Below are 20,253 nucleotides of genomic sequence, written 5' to 3'. Positions count from 1 at the left end.
TACAAAATAGTATTAACTGTAAAAAAGCATATGAAAAAGACAATATTATTTTTTATATTTTTCTTTTTTTCCTTTTCTGTGTGGGCACAAAGGGATACTGAACATTGGTTTGCTCCTATGAAGCAAAGTTATTTTACGGATACGAATAAACAGGCTTTGTTTTTATCAACAGATTCCACCGTTCCGTTTTCTGTAAGTATCTATAATAACAATATGCTCTTAGGAACAGTGACCATCAGTAAAGGAAATCCTGTTTCGTATGATGTTCCAAAAGATCTTATGATGACAGATGCTCAGTCAGGAGCATTCAGCACTACCACCAGAGGCCTTTATGTAAAAGGAGATAAACCGTTCTTCTGTACATTCAGATTTTCAGTGGATAAGCATGGAGAAATTCTGACCTCTAAAGGCAAAGCCGGAATCGGGACGAGGTTTTATACAGCGTACGCCCCATTATCGGTTACCAATGCAAGCTTTAACTTTACCTGTGGTGTGTTGGCTACTGAGGACAATACCACTGTGACGGTTTCCGGATACAAACCTTCCGTTCAGTTTTCCAATGGAACCAACGGAACTAATACTCCCTCGATGACTTTCACATTAAATAAGGGACAGTCATATATTATAGAAGGAGATGGAGATATAGCTGCTAATTTAACAGGTTTTATCGGAGCTAAAATAGTAGCCAATAAACCGGTTTCTGTAACCAATGGGAACTTTAACGGACAGCATACCTTGATTGGAAATGGAGCAGGAGGGCTTGATATTTACATGGATCAGTCTATCCCTGTAGAAAGATTAGGTGATGAGTATATCGTAATGAAGGGGATGGCACCGATTTCTTATGAGCTGGAAGGAGCTGTCGTTGTAGCTACAGAAAACAATACCCAGGTGTATGTAAATGATGAAACAACTCCAACTGCTACCCTGAATGAAGGACAGTTTTACCGTATCGGATCTACATCATTTATCAGTCAGAATTTTAGCGGACATTATAATATGCGGATCAGAAGTACCGGAAAAATCTATGTCTATCAGCTGATGTCCGGTGGTAATTCGGGAACATATTATAATACTGGCGGAGCCAATTATATTCCGCCGGTTAACTGTTTCCTTCCTAAAAAAATAGATGAAATAGGTCTTATCAATACATTGCCTTATTTCACGGATATTGACCCCAAAGTCAGGCTTAATATCATTACAGAATCCGGGGCAACGGTATCTGTGAACGGAACAATATTGTCTGGAGTTCAGGGACCCTATCCTGTTACAGGAAATTCAAACTGGCAGACCTATTCTCTAGAAAATGTGACAGGTAATATTACCGTACAGTCTACCAAAGCGGTGACTGCTGGTATTGCGGCAGGGCATGAGGCAGTGGGTTACGGTGGTTATTTCGCAGGATTTTCTTCCATTCCCGTTATTGCCAAAAAGAATGGAAACTGTATTCCGGGAATGATTCTGGAAGTGGATGACAGCTATGCTTCTTACCAATGGAACTTCAATGGAGATCCTATTCCGGGAGCGACTACTAATACCTATTCTCCGACTAAAGCAGGAAATTATACCGTGACAGTATCTGTGGGTGGGAACTGTCCTCCTAGGACAACCCCTGTATTTGAAGTGATAATGCCTCCCCAGATTCCAACACTGATTACCGACAAGGTGATCTGCGTTAATGAGACAACAACATTAGATGCCGGACCTGGATTCCAGTCGTATGAATGGAGTACAGGAGCTACCACACAATCCATCTCCAATGCCGGAATCGGGAATTACTGGGTGATTGTAGGATATAATGGCTGCTTCAGCAAGTATGAAGCGTCTGTAACACCCGCTGCTCAACCCGTAATCAAGAATATTGACCTGGATAATAAAAAAGCTACGCTTACTGTGATTGGAGGAAAGCCTCCTTACAGCTATTCCACGGATAATGTCAACTGGCAGAGTTCCAATGTATTTAGGAACCTTCCAAACGGACAGCATAAGTTTTACGTGAAAGATTCTTATAACTGTGATCCTGTTGCGGTAGAAATGATGGTCATCAATATTATCAATGCCATTACTCCGAACGGAGACAACATTAATGATATGGTTTCATATTCAGAACTCCGGTACAAGAAAGATCTGTCTTTTTCGGTATATGACCGGTATGGGAATAATGTCTTTAAAGGGACAGCCTTCAACAACTATACATGGGACGGAAAATTCAGCAATAAGAAAATCCTTTCCGGAACCTATTGGTACGAAATCTCATGGAAAGAATCTGACAAACAAAATACAGCTATTAAATATACCGGCTGGATTCTGGTGAAAAACAGAGAATAGTCTCTGAAAAAAATATAATTAATAATCATCGCAATATCATCAGCAAAAGGTTGATTAAACGGCCGTTATGATTTGCTTAATTTAAAAATCTCCTTATAATTTATGAAAAGGGTCTTATTTATTTTTATGCTGCTATTCTCTCTTTCCATTCAGGCACAGAGAGATACGGATCATTGGTTTGCCCCTATGGCCGGAAGTCTTGTGAACGGAAGCCCCAAGCAGGCTTTATATTTATCTACAGACAGTACTGTTCCTTTTCCTGTTACCATTTACAATAATAACGCGGTAATAGGAACCGTTACGATCAGTAAAGGAAATCCTCAGACATTTGATGTTCCTCTCAATCTCATGTTAGGACAAAATCCGGCTGATGCCATGAGTGTAAAAACCAGAGGACTTTATCTTCACGGTGATCTTCCGTTTTTTGCCACCTACAGATTTTCAGAAATTAATCATGGTGAAATCTTGACGTCAAAAGGTAAAGCCGGAATCGGGACAAAATTTTATGCGGTGTATGCTCCGCTGACGAATAATACCAATACCCTGAATTTTACCTGTGGTGTTCTGGCTACTGAAGACAATACACAGGTTAAAGTTTCAGGATACAATATGACCACCTGGTTCATTAATAATTTCAACGGGCTTACACAACCTACGATCACCATTACCCTGAACAAAGGGCAATCTTACATATTTTCAGGATCTGCCACCAGACCCGGAAATAAGGACGGATTTATCGGGGCCAGAATAGAAGCTACAAAACCGGTTTCCGTAACCAATGGAAATTTCCGCGGCCAGTTCGGGCTTATTCCACCTTATAACGGAGAGGACATTATCATGGATCAGTCGGTTCCTGTGGAACGTCTTGGAAATGAATTTGTCCTGATCAAAGGAATGGGGAATCTTCTTCCTGAAATTGAAGGAGCTATTATTGTAGCCACCGAAAATGATACCAAAGTCTGGCTGAATGGTAATCCTACCCCTGTTGCCACATTAAACGAAGGGGGTTATTATCGTGTAAAAGCTTCCGGTTATGTGGTAAACGGACCTTCTCATCTCAATATGTATATCAAAACAAGTAAAAATGTGTATACCTATCAGCTTTTATCCGGTACTGCAGATAATGATGCTACGGAAGGATTTAATTATATCCCGCCTTTAAACTGTTTTTTACCTAAAATCATTGATGAAATCGGGAAAATAGACGAATTCCCTTATGGAGCTGTTTTTAATCCACCGCTTTTTGTAAAGCTTAATATTCTTACCCAGGCAGGAGCCAATGTAACCGTAAACGGTGTGGGAACTACTGCTGCACAGGGACCTTTTCCTGTGACAGGAACAACTGATTGGGTTTCCTATACCATTCCCAATATTGCAGGAAATGTCACGGTAAATTCCACTAAAGCAGTTACTGCCGGAATTGCCGGAGGAAGCGGAAACTTAGGTTACGGAGGTTATTTTGCAGGATTCAGTTCCGTTCCGGTAATCACTAAAGCTTCCGGGGATTGCGCCCCGGGAATTGTTTTACAGGCTGAAAGCGGCTTTACCCATTACCAGTGGAACCTTAACGGAAATCCTATTCCGGGAGCCAATGCCAATACTTTTAGCCCTACGCAAGGCGGAAACTATACAGTGTCTATCACTAATGAAAATTGTGTGTACACTACTTATCCATATAAAGTATATTCCTGTCTGGCAAACACGGTAAAACCGCTTAATGCCTGTGGTGCCGGAATGCCTACACAGATTACTCCAACATTCAGCAACTCAACACAGACCCCGGTTCCGGGAAGTGTACAGATTATAACGCCTCCTGCCAACGGTACTTTAACCATAGATCCTGCTACAGGTATCTTGACTTATACAGCCAATACAGGAACAACAACAGATACCTTCACGTATAAATTCTGTGGAAATGATCCGGAATTTACAGATTGCGAACAGGTAAAAGTGAATGTTACCGTACAGCCTCTGGTTCTTACAGATACTACGGTAAGTGCATGTAATATTAACGGATCCGGGATTTTTGATCTTACTTCGGCTAATGTGGGCGGACCTGCTACAGCCATTAAAAAATATTACCCTACACTGGCAGACCTGAATGCAGGAACCGCAGAGATTATTCCGGCGAATGCCTATGCGGCTACATTACCTGCCACGGTTTATGTGAAAGTGACTACAGTAGAGGGATGTACGGCTAATGCAAAGATTACCCTTCAGTATTATCGTGGTCCGGATGTTATAGATGCGGTGCTTTCCGGGTGTTCTGTTCCCAATCAGCCAAGTCAGGGGACTTTTAACCTGACAACAGCAATTGTTACTTCTACCAATCCCGTTACGAAAAAATATTATCCGACCCTTAATGACGCGATTAACGGAACCAGCGAGATCACAACTCCCAATCCTTATATTTCTCCAAATGCAACAGTATACGTAAAGATCACCACAGTGAACGGTTGTTCTGATTATGCTAAAATAACCCTGAACGTTATCCCGCCAAAACCATCAGCTCTTTTAGTGGATCAGTACATCTGTCCTCTGGCGCTTACCAAGTTAGATGCAGGACCTGGCTATACTTCCTATTTATGGAGTACGGGAGCTACTACACAAGCCATTCAGAATGTGCCGGTGGGAGATTATTGGGTAATTCTTACATCAGATGGCTGCCAGACGAAGCAGACGGTGAGAGTGGTTGCTGTTCCGAGCCCGAGAATTAAGCGGGTTGATGTTAAAAACAATACAGCAACCATTACAGTAGAAGGAGGAGAGCCACCTTATCTGTATTCCAGAGATGGAATTCTATGGCAGGATTCCAATGTATTTACCGATCTTCCACGGGGACGAAATACATTCTATGTAAAAGATTCATTCAACTGCGATCCGGTACAGATACAGATTACAGTACCTAATCTTGTGAACGCAATCACTCCGAACAGCGACGGAATTAATGATGATCTGGACTACAGTGAACTGAGCTACCTGAAAGATTTGAAATTCAATGTATTCAACAGATATGGACAGCTTATATTTTCTTCGGAAAAAAATAACAGCCTGAAATGGAATGGTACCATTGGCGGAACTCCCGTGAGCAGCGGAACCTACTGGTACGAAATCACCTGGACCGAACCGGAGACTAAGACCCCTGTAGCTTATTCGGGATGGATCCTTGTGAAAAATAGAAATTAGGAGTTTTTTATTAAAGGGGATTTTATTATTATATTAATGATGAAGGAGATGAATGAAGAAGAATGCTTTTGTTCGGGCAGTACAGATCTTGATTTGTGCTGCCCGTTTTTATTAGGAACAGGAAGTCTCATTTTTCTCCTCTCTTTTTTATAAATTGTAACACTTGAAAATAGTTCAGAGATCTGCTTTTCATCCACCTGTAACACGACTCATTATGAAATATAAAAACGTTTCGGTTATCTTTAAATTAAACTCATTGTACCTTTCTTTTTTGTATTTCCGGATGTTCTGGCTTTCAGACGGAACGGAGACTGAAGAACTTCTGCTTTATAAGTATATGTTGTATTCGGTTTTTATGGTGTATCCGTTATTTATTTTTTCAACGCTTATGTTTTCTAAAGAGGTGAAAGCAGGTTTTTTTCTGAAATTTTTTATATGGCTGATGATCCTTCTTGGGCCAGCACTCTTTTTCTATACCTTTGATCTGTATCAGCAGAAGGAACTTCTTTATGGATCTATACTTACGGTGATTCAGTGCCTGATCCAATCCAGAACCATAAAAGATGACGAAATGCTTTTCCGGGCTGCCGGAGTTTTTGCCGCAAAGCTGCTTCTGTGGTTCTTTGTTTTATTGCTGTCCATGATTTCATTGGTGTGGTATTCAGACAGGGATATTCTGACCAATATGCTGGCTGGGGGAATTTATTATTTTTGTGTTGCAATTCTCGATATTCTGATTGATAAATATAAATTCCTCTCAGAAAAATAACGGGATAAAATAAAAGTCTATGACCGTAAAAGAGTTTATCATCAAAGAAATTGACTCTGTGAATGCTTTCATTGCAGAAGGAAAAGATAAAGAAACCAATATTCAGTTGAAGAAAGACCTGTCAGAAACCCTATATCTTCTTGATATTTTCGAAAAGTATCGGATTAAAAAAGAAACTGTTGAAACTGTTTTTGAACTCCCGGTTTCCAATACGGGATACTCAGATTACAGAATAATCAACGACTGTGAATTTGATGATCCGGACCAATGGCTTGAAGTAAGTATTTCCGGAGAGAAAATAAGATTGTCAGAAGGTGATCTTGTCATCAGAAAGAAATAAAGAAAGCAGCTTGGTTATGGTTACTCATGAAATGTTTTAGTTGATAATGTTCCATAGCTATAGTATTGCAAATCAGAACCAGTCTTTTTCCAAAAAAAATAACAATCATTTATTTAATATTAATGAAAATTATTAATTTAAAAAGTGTTAAATCTGAAAATTTTATCATTTGAAAATTAGACTTACTGTTCAGGAAATAAAATAATGTTAATGTATTGTGTTGATTTTTAATGACTTGAAATAAAATAGTGCAACGATGGTATAAGTGAAATGCCGGAAAACTAATCCTGTTTTTGTTCATTTGTATCACCGATTTGGCTAATTATGAAAAACACAAGTGATGAAAAAAGAACCCATGGGTTTCCACAGATTTTTGTGAGAACCCTGTTGTTCCTTTTGGTTCTGATTCCATACTTGAGTTTCGCAGGAGCTCATGCCAACGAGACAGTTATTCTTAATACTGATGACGAAGCTGATATTTCCGGATCTGAAGAAAAGAAAATTTCGAATATTTCTTCCAAAGCAAAAATATACCTCTCCGAAGGTACCGTCATTGTTAATATTGGTAGCCCTATAGAAGTTGTTTCTATAAAACCGGTTTCTCAGAAAAATAAAAAGCGTATTGAAAAGGCTTTGCCGGTTCCCGGAAAATCTCCGACCTCCCATAAAACGACATCAAAGAAAGAGATAAAACCAATTGTTTCCACAAAATATAAGTCCGGAATATCGTCTGAATTTCTTTTCAGCCCGGATAATACGTGGACAGGTTATATTCTGACCTCACAGAATAATAAGGTTAAATCTTTCGGTCTGAAAAGTTCTTTCAGTACCATTCTGTTTTTCTTTTCAGGTTTTTCCAGGGTTCTCTATCCCAATCACATGAATGAGACATTTAAGGATACCCTGAAATCCTATCATACAAGACCTCCGCCTGCTATTACTTCCTTCATATAATCTTCAGTTTCTTACTTCTGATAGTAAAGGGGCCTAATGAAGCCTCAATCTACGGAAGCAGGGATTATTATGCCCGAATTGTAATAATTCATCATCACCCTTTACCCTTGTCCTATTTTTTTTAAACACAAATAATACATACACTTTTTTTAACCCTTTTAAATTAAACACTTATGAAAAAAATGATTTTCGCAGGAGTGCTGTTTGCGGCACTTGGAACAACAGGAGTTTGTGCCAACAATTTCAACACATCAGCAAATGCAAAACCGGAAACAGAAATGTCTGTGAAGAGTTTTTACTATGTTACTACCTATTCAACGAGAAAAGAAGGAAGCTGTAATGTAAAGTATAAACATGTCACCAAATATTTCCTGGGATTTGCGATCTACACAACAACAACTCTTGTATCCAAAGACTGTTCAGGTGATGGCGGAGGAAATACAGGAGGGAATACGGGAGGAACTCCATATAGATTCTAAATGATGAAAAGAGCACTGCTGCTCATGATGGGCAGCAGTTTTTTCTTTTTCAGGTGATCTAAAGTGTATAAGTTGCTTTTTGAACTCATTTCAAAGTAGATAATACAGTTTCTACAGCTATTCTTTACAAATTAAATTTCCAATAATTCTTATTTAACACAACAACCGGCAAACTTGTTCAGTAATGTATTGCCGTACTTAAAAATGAAAAAATGAAAAAATCACGATTTTTTAATCTTTTTGTTCCGATATTGCTGTTCTTTTCAGCATACCTTTCGGGGCAGAATATCACGCTATTGGGCAAAACTTCTGTTACCGCCAAAGGTAGTGGAGCTACAGGAAATCCGGTTGCCCTCAACTGGAATATTCCGGCAGGAAAAAATAGAGTAATGATTATTACCTATTGGTTTGAACGCGATCACAGGGCAGGAGCAGATGGAAGTAATTATCCATCCGGAAATTCAGGATTTGATTATATTCCTCCAACAATAGGCGGAGTTTCCATGGCAGGAAAAAATGCCACTCTGACTTACTTCAGAAATGATGCAGTGACGGCAACAGCAGCAAACGCCCATTTTTCAACGATTATGCATCGTTATGTTTTTACGGAAACACAGGGATTACCAACAGGAATTACTGCCATAGCATTTCCTGATATCAATACTCCCAAAAATGCAGGAGATGAAGTTGCAGTTCATATTGAGGTTTACGGAAATGTAAGTGATGCTAATACTTATACGGCAACCGGAGGAAACTTTTGGGGCTCCGGAAATACAAATACCACAACCTATTCTTATTCAGGAATTCCCACAGCTACCCAGACAGGAAGAAGTAATTCTGATATCATGTATCTGGCTTTTGCAGGAATGACAAAAGATGAAACTTATACGGTATCTCCATCTTCATGGATTAATACAACTGATGTAAGTGTAACCAATACAGAGGGTAATGGCGGGTTTACAGCAACCAATGCACCGCAAAACGAACCGGATGGGATAAGATCATCTACGTGGTATTTCACAGGAAGTACAGCCGCTCCGTCAATGACCCTAACAAGGGCTTCCAATAACAGGATTGCCACCGTACGTCTCAATTTTTTATCACTCTTACCTCTTGCAAAGCCATCTGTAACCGGAACCGTTTACAAAGATACGGATGGATATACCAATATCAACGGTACAGTAACCAATGCCGGAGGATTATATGTAAATGCGGTAGGATCAGACGGAAGATTGGTGTACTCTGCATCAGTAAATACTTCTGGAGTATTTACGATTCCTGCAGGGTATGTTACTGAAGGAAGTACATATACTCTACAACTCAGTAAAAATACAGGAACAATAGGAGCGGTTGCTCCTCTTCAGGAACTTCCGGAAGGATGGCTGACAGTAGGAGAGGCCACTTCTTCTACCGGAAACGACGGAACACCGGACGGAAGGATTGTTCTTTCTGTAGGCTATAATGCAATCACCGGACTTCGTTATGGTATTAACGATGCTGCAGTGTGTTTTTCTTCTTCGTCCTATAGTAATTCAGGATGGAAAGCGGTTGTTTATGATGCTCCGGCAGGAATTGACGGCTGGACACAGGTTTCTGGTTCCAACAGTTTCCCGACATCAAGCTATGCACAGATCGCTACATTCGATTATAATGTAAATGCTAATACCAATAATGCTTTTACAGTTAATTTTCAGACAGGTACCATTGGTCTTACCCCTTCCAATCCACAGATTTCTAACTATGTGGGAACAAGGATTCCTTACAGTACTAATGAAGACTATGCTGTAATTTTCAATAAAACCATTAAAAGCGGTGAAGAAGGACTTTACAAATTTGACCTGACCTACGGTGATGATCATATTTTTATCTATAAAAATGGGGTAAAGATCAATCAGCAGAAGGATGCTTTCAATGTAGTGCCCGTGAATAATTTTGCTACTTTAAGACTGAATATTGGTGACGTGATATCTATTCTGATGGTTGAGGAGTGGGTGTATAATACAGCTGTGACTATGGCTGCAACACGTTTTACTGTTCCTCCGGTTCAGAATATCAGCAATATCTGCCCTGATAATTTTGTGAATCTGAATACCGCTTTTACAGGAACGGTTCCTTCAGGGGGAGCTCTGGTATGGTTTACCAACAGCAGCCATGCAGGAACTCCTTTGAACAGTGCTCAAGTACAATATGCGGGTGCCGGTACTTACTATGCATTTTATTATAATAGCAGTACGGGTTGTTACAGCCTTGCTTCCAATCCAGTAACAGTAACGATAAACAGTTGTCCGGTGGTGAATAATTGTATTACAGGGGATTGTAATTCCAATACATTCCTGAATACGTCTAATCCTGATACCATTGAATATGACAACTTTATTTCAGGTTTCCATTCAAGTACCATTAAAAAAGCAGACGGGACCTATATGATCTGGGGACAGAATGCACAGCCGGGGTCTGCAGGAGGAAATATCACTTCACCGCTTGCAATAAACCCTGTAAATGGGTTTAATTATACCGGGAAGATTTTGAAAACAACTATCGGAACAAAAGGCGTTTCCGGCAGTGATGCAGATCAATACGCTTTGTTGTCCGAAGATGGATTATATGTTTGGGGAGGTCCGAATGTACTGGTCAACAGTGCGGTTAAAAGTGACCGTATTTTCGGAAAGATTACCAATGCAACAGTTGGTAATGCCAATACTTACGGGCTTCCGTCAGGGGTCACTCCTACAGATGTCAAGATGCTTTTTGGTTCTTATGCTACATTAGCTATTACAACCTGTACAGGAGAAGCTTATGTTTTATCATGGACAGGAGCGAAAAACGGAGACGGTACCGATGATACTGGGGCAAATTCCAGCAGCTGGCACAGAGTCATGCTGAACTCTTCAACTACCCTTAACGGTGTCGTAGCCATGAGAGGAACAAGAACGGCAATGATGGCTTTAACCCGCAGTGGAAAGCTCTATACCTGGGGCTCCAAATCCTATTTAGGAAACGGAACCGATAAAGCAGATAGAGTATATGCAACAGAAATGACTTTACCATCAGGAGTGATTCCTAAAATGATTGGAATGACCCTGTATAAGAATACTCCAACAGATAATTCCTCTACTGTATTAGAAAATTCATACTACCTGCTAAGTACGGCAGGAAAGCTGTACAGCTTAGGGAATAACACCTACAAACAGCTGGGAACTTTTGATGCTGTTGAAAAGAAAAGCTGGGTCAGTGTAAAATCAACCAGTGCTTCTGTTGACCTGGCCAATGTAGCCTGGATAAGCCCTAATGAACATGACAATGCAGGATATGCAGCCAATCAGGCTCTTACGACAGATGGGAAACTTTGGTCGTGGGGATATAATGCAGGATCTATGTTAGGAGGCAGTACCAATAATGCTGCTATGGATCCTGTGTTAATGACTGGCGGACTAAGCAGCACAGATAAAATCCTTGCTGTGGAAACCGGAGGGCATACCAATATGGTTTTCAAAGCCTGCTCAAATACACTTGGATATATAGGGCATAGTGCAAACGGAAGTATGGGAATTGTTGACTCCAATAATTATGCAACTTTCCAGTTCAGCCAGACCCCGTCATTCAACAATTTATGCAGTATTGAACTTCCACCTGCCGCTCCTGTGGTCAGAAATCTGAAAATGTGTTCCGGAAACACAGCTACTCTTAATGACGCTTTGGAAGATGCTGTGCCAACAGGTTATTCAGTACAGTGGTGGACAACTCCTAACCGTACGGCGGGTACCCAGGTGACTAATCCTGCCGCTGCCGGGCCGGGTACTTATTATGCCTTTTATATTGCTGATGCAGGTACATGTACAGCCGTTACAGGATCTCCGGTAGTTGTGTCCTATTATACAGCATCTGATCCTGAATTCATCAACTGTATCTGTTTTAAAGATCCGATTATAGCAGGTAATGCACCGGATACCAAGATAGGAATTACTTTACTTAAAAGAGCCGGAAGTTCAGATACAGATAACTGGCCTACGGTAAGAAAATCCGGGCATATTGCTCTGGAATCCAATACTCAGGGGCTGGTGATTACCCGGATTTCTAAAGCCAATTTAGGAATTATCAGTATTCCACAGGAAGGAATGATGGTTTACGATACCACAGATAAATGTCTGAAAATATATTCAGACGGGGCCTGGAAATGTTTCAGTACACCGGCTTGTCCGTAAAACCAGCTGAACTTTGAATAGATAGCAGTTAATTACAATAATCCGTCCGGATCTTTCTTATAGAGGGAATGTGTGTAACTTCTCCGGTAAGATGATGGTAAATGCTTTGAAAAGAATTTTGCCCGGATTTTTAATAGACTGATCAGCAGAGTATTCTTCGGTTGATTTAAAATAAAAAATGAAAACAATGAAAAAAATAATTATCACCTCTTTATTAATAGTTTCCCATCTCACTTTAGCCCAGGTGATCTTTGGGGATGAGACCGGAACGGCAGCCGATAAAACTTCTGTTCTTGTAGATTTTGCCGCTAATCAGAATAAAGGAATTATTCTCCCTTATACACGAACTCTTCCATCAGGAACCGGGTTGGTGGAAGGTACGATACTTGTTGATGCTTCCGATGCTGCTCAGGCAAAAGTAAAGTATTATAACGGAACCTGGCAGGATCTCAGTAGTGGAAACGGAGCAAATATCAATGCAGCTCTTGTGAAACAGCCAGCTGCTGTTACAGAAGATACGAAGAAAGGTGCCATTATTGGTGCAGCAACTTCCTCAGCCAATGGAGTTCTGATTCTCGAATCCTACAACAAAGCAATGGTTCTGCCTCAGGTGAACAGTACCGATGATGTGATCAATCCTGCAGCAGGAATGATGGTCTATATCAATAAGACAGGCTCTAAGCGTCTGGCCGTATTCAACGGAGCCAAATGGACATTTTGGAAACCCTGATTGCCATTCTTAAAACCATTTTGATTTCTATATCATGGAAATCAAAATGGTTTTTTCATCTTTAATTTACCGTCAAAAAACATAATTTTTCTAAATTCTCTTAGAAATAATGATCAAGTTGGCATGTGATCTTTTCTGTCTGAACTATTTGATACCATTGAAACCAGTTGAAAGATATCTGGTGCTTTTTTTATCAATATATGCCTGTGTCTGTGCTGATGTAGGGATGGGAGCAGAATTTTTTAACCGGACTGAAGATGAATGGTAAGATTTGTAATATAACATAATTGAATTATTTAACGTATTTAACGAAAAATAAATGCATATTTGTGGTTTTTAATTAAAAATTTCACTTTATTGCATTGTTATTGTTGTTTTTTTTAATCATTTATTAAATAAAGATTGAAATTATGATAGAAAAAAAGATATTCTATATATTTTTATTAATTCCCGTTCTTTTATTTTCCCAGACACCCCAAAAAAAAATTCCTGAAATTGAGCAGCTGCTGGATTCTTCCTATATCAAAACAATGGAATTCGATGTGCAGACCGGAATATTTTATGCTAAAAAAGCACTCGATATCAGCAAAAAGAAAAACTATTCAAGAGGTATTGCAATAGGGAATTTTCGTATTGGCCAGTGTTTAACAGAGCTTAATACCTATAAACAGGGGCTGGAATACCTGGATAAAGCCCAGCAGGAAAACAAAAATCTTAACGATACCAGTCTGAATTTTGAAATAAGAAGAGTACGTGCCCGTATTTACGCCTCTTCCAAGCTGTATACCAATGCGGTTGCAGAGAATAAGAAAGCACTTGCTATCATCCCGGAAATGAAAAGGTCCGAAGAAGATAAAAATTTAGCCAGAGCTTTAATTTATGAAAATCTGGCCAACACCTATGGTTTCATGAAAAAGCAGGATTCGGTGTATTTTTATCTGAATAGTGGCATGAAGGTGCTCAGAAAGCTGGATGTGAAGAAAAGCATGATCAGTATTATTAATAACTATACCAGACTGGCAGATTACTATCTGTCCATTGATAAAGCAGAGGAAGCGGAATACTTTCTGGTAAAAGCGGTGAACTTTGCTAAAGCAAACGGATATCCTTTTCTTTCTTTTACCTTCAGAACATATGGCGATTTGATGCTGTATCATAAGAAAAACGATTCTGCCTTGTTTTACTATAACAAAGCTTTACAAATTTCTGAGCAAACCAAACTGAAAAGCGAACTTCCGGCGATCTACCTGAAAATAGCCAATGTGAGCCAGCTTCTGGGAAATACGGTTTCGGAAGAAAAATACAGACTGAAATCATTCGAGCTGACAGACAGCCTGAGATCTGAGGCACTGGCAGCCTCAAATATGGCTGTTAATTCAATTCTTTCAGATCAGCGGGAAGAATTTGTGAAGGAAAATAAAAAACATCAGTCCTATCTCATCATGATCATAAGCATTACCCTATTACTGTTTATTGGCTTATGGATGCTTTACAAGAAAAAGGCTAAAAAATTAAGCACCTATAAAAAGGTCTCAACCCAGAAAGAACAAATGCTTATTCAGCAGAAAGAAGAAATCGCAATGCGATATGAAGAAGACACCCGAAAGCTTGAACAGAAAGTAAATGAGTCTTTTGATGAGGTATTGTTTCTGGCCAAAAATAACAGCCCTGAATTTTTTACCCGCTTTCAGGAAGTTTATCCTGAAGTGATAAGGGCGCTGTTGGCAAGGGATTCTAAGCTCAGGGTTTCGGAACTGGCATTATGCGCCTATTTTTTCTTAGGATTTACAACAAAGGATGTGGCGTTATATACTTTCAAATCGATCAATACCGTGCGGAACAGAAGGCAGAATCTCCGTACGAAATTGCAAATTCCAGCTGATGAAGATCTTGAACTATGGTTTAAAAACCTTTCTAAAAATCAATTTCAATAAGAGAAAAGCTGTTTGGTCTTAGGAAATGATAATTGATTAAAATTAAATAATTGAATATCAGTTTGTTGCTTTAAAATAGAGCTTTGATAGTATATGATATTTTTTATTTTTTAAAAGGAATTGAGTTGTTTTATCCTCAGATTATTGTTTAAGATTACGGTTATGAATTATAAAAACATTCACATCGGACAGATGGTGAAGAAACGGGTTGCAGAAAACGGGATAGAAATGTCCCGGATCTGTAACTTCTTCAGATGCACAGAAAAGGAAATAAAAGAAATGTACCTGCAGAAAGATTTGAATACCCGGTTCCTTCTGAGGTGGAGCAAACTGCTGGAGTACGACTTTTTCAGATTATACAGCCAGCATTTGATTTTATATGCTCCTCCTGCAGCAGAGAACGCTGATAAAACCCCGGTAAAATCTGCTTTGCCTCAGTTCCGTAAAAATATTTATACCAAAGAGGTCATTAATTTTATCATAGAGCAGATTGAGATGGGAAAAATGACCAATAAACAGATTATGGAAAGGTACAGGATTCCAAGGACAACCTTAAGCAAATGGATCACCAAATATAAAGCTGAGCCGGAAAACCCAATTCATTGATCTTTTCAGATTGGGTACAGAGCTGCCATTAGAAATTAATTCATTTAAAAACACAAATATGGAGAAAAAAAAACCGGACTATAAACGTCTGTATTCGGATATTATTGATCAGAAATATCCCGAAAAGAAATTCGAATGCCGGAAAATATTGGAAAAAGGGGAACTATCTGTTTTGGATATTGTTAGCATCAACCGTAAAATCTTTGGTATCTCAGATGAAGAAACCCAGACTGCCAATCAAAAATATCGTTCCTATAAAAAATCCGACATTGTCCAGATTCTGGATTATCAGAAAAAGCACAACTTTAATAACAGCCAGCTTGCCCGCCATTTCAAAATGAGCCGGAATACAATTGCCAAATGGAGGAAACTGTTTGTGATCTAAAAAGCTGCCTTACAAAAGTAGGCAGCTCTATCATTATTTTCTCTTAAAATTATGATGGAACCCTAAGCTGTTCAACAAAATAGGAAGGCGTGAAACCTGTTTCATTCTTAAAGGCCGTTACAAAAACCCTTGGGGTTGTATAACCGCATTCTTCAGCGAGATAATTAATCTTATATTCACGGTAGATAGGATCCTCATATAGCTTTTTAGTGATGTAGCCGATTCTAAGTCCGTTAATATAGCCTGTGAAACTTTTATCCCTGTAGGTTTTTATAATTTCCGAAAGATACTTGGTATTGGTATTAAGATTATTGGCCATCCAGGTAAGGCTGAGATCTTTTCTGAGATACTTTTCAGACAGCTCAAATTTTTCAAGTCTGGCAAGCAGTATTTTTACCGTTTCATCTGTAATGCTGACAGAGGATTTAGCTTCTGCATTTTCTTTGATTTCTGCATGTTCTGCAGGAATAGCCTTTTGTTCACTGTTTATTTTGGTAATCTGGTCTTCATATTTTCTATGGGAGATCTCATTTTTTTTCCTCCAGTAATGCCATATAGACAATGCTAAAAGAAGAATGAAGCAGCCCGTAGATAAGAGCAGAATTCTGATAGTAGAGGTGTGCTCTTTATCTTTTTTTATTTCTGCAGCAGTGACAAGTCTGTCAAATTCTTTCCCGGCTTCCTTTTTAGCAACATCATTGAGGCTGTCGTTCAGTTTCGCATATAAAAGAGTATATTTTGCCTGCTCTGCAGAGTTTTTTAGCTCCTCATTAGAATCAGCGAGAAGCATATAAGCAAATAGTCTGTAACTTGGATTTTTCTTATACTGTTCCCGTTTTAAAACTTCATTAGCAAGGTCAATAGACTTTTTATAATCCTGTTTTTCTAAATAGAACCTTCCTGTACCACATAGTATAGGTAAATCAAGCTTTTCAAAAATATCAGGCTGTGTGGTTTTATAGTTATATGCTTTTAAATAGTATGGCACTGCCAGATCCAGACGCTGAGGTTGTACAACACCTAAATAAAAGTTACCAATATTGAGATTATTAAGTGCAATTTTTTCATATTTTTCAGACTTTAGTTTTTGATAGGTATCACTTATCTGTTGGAGCTCTTCCAGTTCTTTTTTTAAATAGTGAATAAGTGAATCTGATTTTTTATAGTCATAAAAAGATGAAAACCTATTGTACACGGTAGCCGTTAAAAAATGTCTTTCATTGGTATCCTCTACTTTATTGGCATATTTCAATGCATCGTTCATATTCTTAAACTCCTCTTTCTGTATCCCTATTGCTTTATTTACAAAAGATTTATAGATAAATAGCCTTGTGAGTAGCTCATTATTATTAACATCCAGCGCTTCTGTATCTTTAATCAATTCCAGCATTTTTTTGTAATCAGAGCGCCGGTAAAAAACATCCAGCATCTTGATTTTTCCTTCTCCAATTCCTTCTTTATAATTGATTTTCTTTGATAATTCAATAAGTTTATCAATTTGCCTGATGTCTTTATCATTAGTTTGGGAGGCAATTTTCTCATACAGAGCATTGATCTCTTGCTTTGTTGGAAGGCTATTCTGGGCTGAAATAAGAAAAGGAAAAAAAGATAAAACGAGGATAAAACAGTAAAGTTTTGCCATGTTAGTTATTGTTTAAAACAAATGTAAAGAAGAATTTTATTTTAAAATTGCACATACCAACACAGGCAGTATGTATCTTTTCATAAAAATGCATTTTGATTGTATATTTGATTGATTATCAGTAATTATTTTTTGTAAAATAACTTTCAATACCGTGATACATTCGGAATTATTCCTAAGTTAATGTTGTGTGTTATCCTGCAGAAATCTAATATTGCGGGGCAACCAGTGATAAGAAATGTTTCGAGCAGATTCTGAAAATACGATGATGTACAAAATCTTCTCTCTTTGTTTGGGGAGAAGATTTCTTTTCTTGAGAAAATCATAAATAGCAAAATAAGCTAATATATAATTTAAAAAATCCAATAGTATGAAAACACACGATGTAAATGGAAAAGTAATCTTAGTGGCCGGAGGAGGCAAAAATCTTGGCGGCTTACTGTGCCGCAACCTTGCTGCAAAAGGAGCAAAACTGGTGATTCACTATAACAGCGAAAGCACAAGATCCGATGCCGAAAAAACACTCGCAGATGTACAGGCTTTAGGGGCAGAAGCTATTCTGGTACAGGGAGATCTTACGAAAGTAGAGAAGATCACTGAACTTTTTGATGCAGGAATTAAAAAGTTCGGAGGAATTGATATTGCCATCAACACGGTAGGAAAAGTCCTGAAAAAACCTTTTGCAGATACTACCGAAGCAGAATATGACAGCATGAGCGAAATCAACTCGAAAGTTGCCTATTTCTTCATTCAGGAAGCGGGTAAAAAGCTGAATAATGATGGAAAAATCTGTACCATCGTTACTTCTCTGCTGGCAGCTTATACAGGCTTATATTCAACGTATGCAGGAATGAAAGCCCCTGTGGAACATTTTACCAGAGCTGCTTCTAAAGAGTTTGGTGAGCGGGGTATTTCAGTAACAGCAGTTGCTCCCGGACCTATGGATACTCCTTTTTTCTATGGTCAGGAAAGTGATGATGCCGTAGCCTATCACAAATCTGCATCTGCACTTGGAGGATTAACGGATATTAAAGATATTGCTCCGTTAGTAGAATTCCTGGTTACAGACGGCTGGTGGATTACCGGGCAGACCATTTTTGCCAACGGAGGGTATACTACGAGGTAAGTCATGATCATTCAGACGATATAAATAATTTTTTTTTATTATCCTGTATTTCCGGCATTATAATTCTATGATATGGACTGAACATAGAATGCCGGAAACAGCACAGATGGTTGGGGTACTACTTTCCAGTACTCCAACTTTTTATTATAACTTTCAGAAATCACCAGGCGGATGACAGATTCCGGCTTTCAAATCTTCAATCTTCCGGATATCCGTTAATTTGTGTGAGGGTTGATCTGATGTACCTGCATGTAACTATGTCTCAGAGTGTAGGCCTGATTGATTCCCTCCATTTTCAGGAACTGTATATAAACCTGAATGTCCTTAGCTGGAATGATGTGATCGGACAGCATAAAAAAATAATTTTAATGACTATATCAACAGTCTCAGAATAGAGTATATCATCCGGCAACTTTATGAGAGTGTTATTTTTAGAGAATACAACATCAGTTATTTGGCCGAAAAATCAGGATTTGCTTTAAGAGAGGTATTTACCAGTGACATTCAAAAAAGAGACCGGAATTTCTCCCTCCCATTTTATAAAAGAGCTAAAGAATTTCAAGAATCCCATATGAAAGTAGAATGTGGTTTTTTTATTTTCAAAGCTTTGTGGTAAAGAAATTCATTGATTCTTCTGAATACCTGTCTGTTTTTTATATACTTAATTTCTTTTCATAATAGATTGGAGAATAATTACACCCGCAATGCTGACTTCTATTTTTCGATTTTTTTTAGCCGGATAAAAAAAACAGGCTTTTTCCATCAAAAAATACCCCCTTTTTTTAACGATTATGTAAAGTCAGGTATTCCTGACATAAACTTTATTTTATTATAATTGATTGATTATCAGTATTGCTTATTTGTATATTGAAGGAAAGAGACACGTAATTTTCTGAATTCTTCCTGCATTAACCTTGTGCACCTTTCTGTGTAATGATAATATTGCATTAAAGGTTAAAGGATTTAATTAATATAAAAGTTTTATTAAATTTTTTTAACGGGAAGACTAGGTCAATTATTAAACTAATCAAATACATAATGAAAAAAACACTACTGATTTTAACCGTACTTGCGGCCTGTACTATAGAAGCACAGGTAGCAATAGGAAAAGAAAATGTTACCAACACTTCGGTATCCCTCGAATTTTCCAATACAGAAAACAGGGGAATTATTCTCCCTTATGTTGAAAATAAAACCGGAATATCTGCCGAAGGAAGCTTAATTTATGATACCACAGATCATAAAGTGAAGTATCTTAAAAATGGTGGGCAATGGGTGAATCTCAGCGAAGATGATGGCACAGCCGCAACCATCGGGACAGCCGATCTGAGCATACAGGGAACAGATAAAGTAGAAAAGTCCACTGCTAAAACGGGAATAGGAACTGTTTCTTCTACCAATGGAATTCTTGTTCTGGAAGCTTCAGATAAAGCGATGATCCTGCCCAAAGTAGCCAGCCCGCATCTGGCCATCATCAACCCGGCACCAGGGATGATGGTATATGATACCGTTAAAAAGCATCTTGCGGTATACAACGGAAAGGTATGGACATTCTGGAAACCATAAACCAAG

General features: G+C 38.5%; 15 protein-coding genes. 13 read left to right on the top strand and 2 right to left on the bottom strand.

From position 1 onward, the window contains the following. Positions 1-30 precede the first annotated feature (30 nt). The 11 genes from FW768_RS06750 (at position 31) to FW768_RS06700 (ending at position 15,913) form a co-directional block, all read left to right on the top strand. Complete coding sequence (locus FW768_RS06750; protein WP_153393940.1) at positions 31-2,328, top strand: T9SS type B sorting domain-containing protein; 2,298 nt, start codon at positions 31-33, stop codon at positions 2,326-2,328. A gap of 102 nt (positions 2,329-2,430) precedes the next feature. Further along, the gene (locus tag FW768_RS06745) at positions 2,431-5,514 is read left to right on the top strand and encodes a T9SS type B sorting domain-containing protein (RefSeq protein ID WP_153393938.1); all 3,084 of its coding nucleotides are present in this window, start codon (positions 2,431-2,433) and stop codon (positions 5,512-5,514) included. Positions 5,515-5,728: 214 nt separating this feature from the next. Then, positions 5,729-6,283, top strand: a complete 555-nt coding sequence (locus FW768_RS06740; RefSeq protein ID WP_153393936.1) for a hypothetical protein — start codon at positions 5,729-5,731, stop codon at positions 6,281-6,283. A 19-nt stretch (positions 6,284-6,302) separates the two neighbouring features. Further along, positions 6,303-6,623, top strand: a complete 321-nt coding sequence (locus tag FW768_RS06735) for a hypothetical protein (protein ID WP_153393934.1) — start codon at positions 6,303-6,305, stop codon at positions 6,621-6,623. A 324-nt stretch (positions 6,624-6,947) separates the two neighbouring features. Next, the gene (locus FW768_RS06730; RefSeq protein ID WP_153393932.1) at positions 6,948-7,577 is read left to right on the top strand and encodes a hypothetical protein; all 630 of its coding nucleotides are present in this window, start codon (positions 6,948-6,950) and stop codon (positions 7,575-7,577) included. Between the two features lie 173 nt (positions 7,578-7,750). Continuing rightward, positions 7,751-8,056, top strand: coding sequence for a hypothetical protein (locus FW768_RS06725; RefSeq protein WP_153393930.1), 306 nt, complete (start codon positions 7,751-7,753; stop codon positions 8,054-8,056). A gap of 212 nt (positions 8,057-8,268) precedes the next feature. After that, positions 8,269-12,258 (top strand): RCC1 domain-containing protein, encoded by a 3,990-nt coding sequence (locus FW768_RS06720; RefSeq protein ID WP_153393928.1) that lies wholly within the window; start codon positions 8,269-8,271, stop codon positions 12,256-12,258. Positions 12,259-12,445: 187 nt separating this feature from the next. Beyond that, a complete protein-coding gene (locus FW768_RS06715) occupies positions 12,446-12,988 on the top strand; it encodes a hypothetical protein (protein WP_153393926.1) in 543 nt (180 codons plus the stop codon). A 410-nt stretch (positions 12,989-13,398) separates the two neighbouring features. Continuing rightward, positions 13,399-14,922: a transcriptional regulator gene (locus FW768_RS06710; protein ID WP_153393924.1), complete on the top strand. Its 1,524-nt coding sequence runs from the start codon at positions 13,399-13,401 to the stop codon at positions 14,920-14,922. Positions 14,923-15,084: 162 nt separating this feature from the next. After that, on the top strand, positions 15,085-15,528 hold the full coding sequence (locus FW768_RS06705) for a transposase (RefSeq protein WP_153393922.1): 444 nt from the start codon (positions 15,085-15,087) through the stop codon (positions 15,526-15,528). Positions 15,529-15,586: 58 nt separating this feature from the next. Continuing rightward, entirely contained in the window at positions 15,587-15,913 is a 327-nt protein-coding gene (locus tag FW768_RS06700; protein WP_153393920.1) for a helix-turn-helix domain-containing protein, read from the top strand. A gap of 49 nt (positions 15,914-15,962) precedes the next feature. Here FW768_RS06700 and FW768_RS06695 read toward each other — a convergent pair whose 3' ends face one another. Beyond that, positions 15,963-17,555, bottom strand: coding sequence for a helix-turn-helix domain-containing protein (locus FW768_RS06695; protein WP_153393919.1), 1,593 nt, complete (start codon positions 17,553-17,555; stop codon positions 15,963-15,965). A 370-nt stretch (positions 17,556-17,925) separates the two neighbouring features. Here FW768_RS06695 and FW768_RS06690 point away from each other — a divergent pair, with 370 nt between their 5' ends. After that, complete coding sequence (locus FW768_RS06690; protein ID WP_153393917.1) at positions 17,926-18,681, top strand: SDR family oxidoreductase; 756 nt, start codon at positions 17,926-17,928, stop codon at positions 18,679-18,681. A 215-nt stretch (positions 18,682-18,896) separates the two neighbouring features. Here FW768_RS06690 and FW768_RS06685 read toward each other — a convergent pair whose 3' ends face one another. Continuing rightward, positions 18,897-19,034 (bottom strand): hypothetical protein, encoded by a 138-nt coding sequence (locus FW768_RS06685; protein ID WP_153393915.1) that lies wholly within the window; start codon positions 19,032-19,034, stop codon positions 18,897-18,899. Positions 19,035-19,719: 685 nt separating this feature from the next. Between FW768_RS06685 and FW768_RS06680 the strand changes: the two genes are divergently transcribed. Continuing rightward, positions 19,720-20,247: a hypothetical protein gene (locus FW768_RS06680; RefSeq protein WP_153393913.1), complete on the top strand. Its 528-nt coding sequence runs from the start codon at positions 19,720-19,722 to the stop codon at positions 20,245-20,247. Positions 20,248-20,253 lie beyond the last annotated feature (6 nt).

The organism is Chryseobacterium vaccae (assembly GCF_009602705.1).
GTDB classification, from domain to species: Bacteria; Bacteroidota; Bacteroidia; order Flavobacteriales; family Weeksellaceae; genus Chryseobacterium; species Chryseobacterium vaccae.
This window is presented reverse-complemented; position numbering and strand designations above follow the sequence as displayed.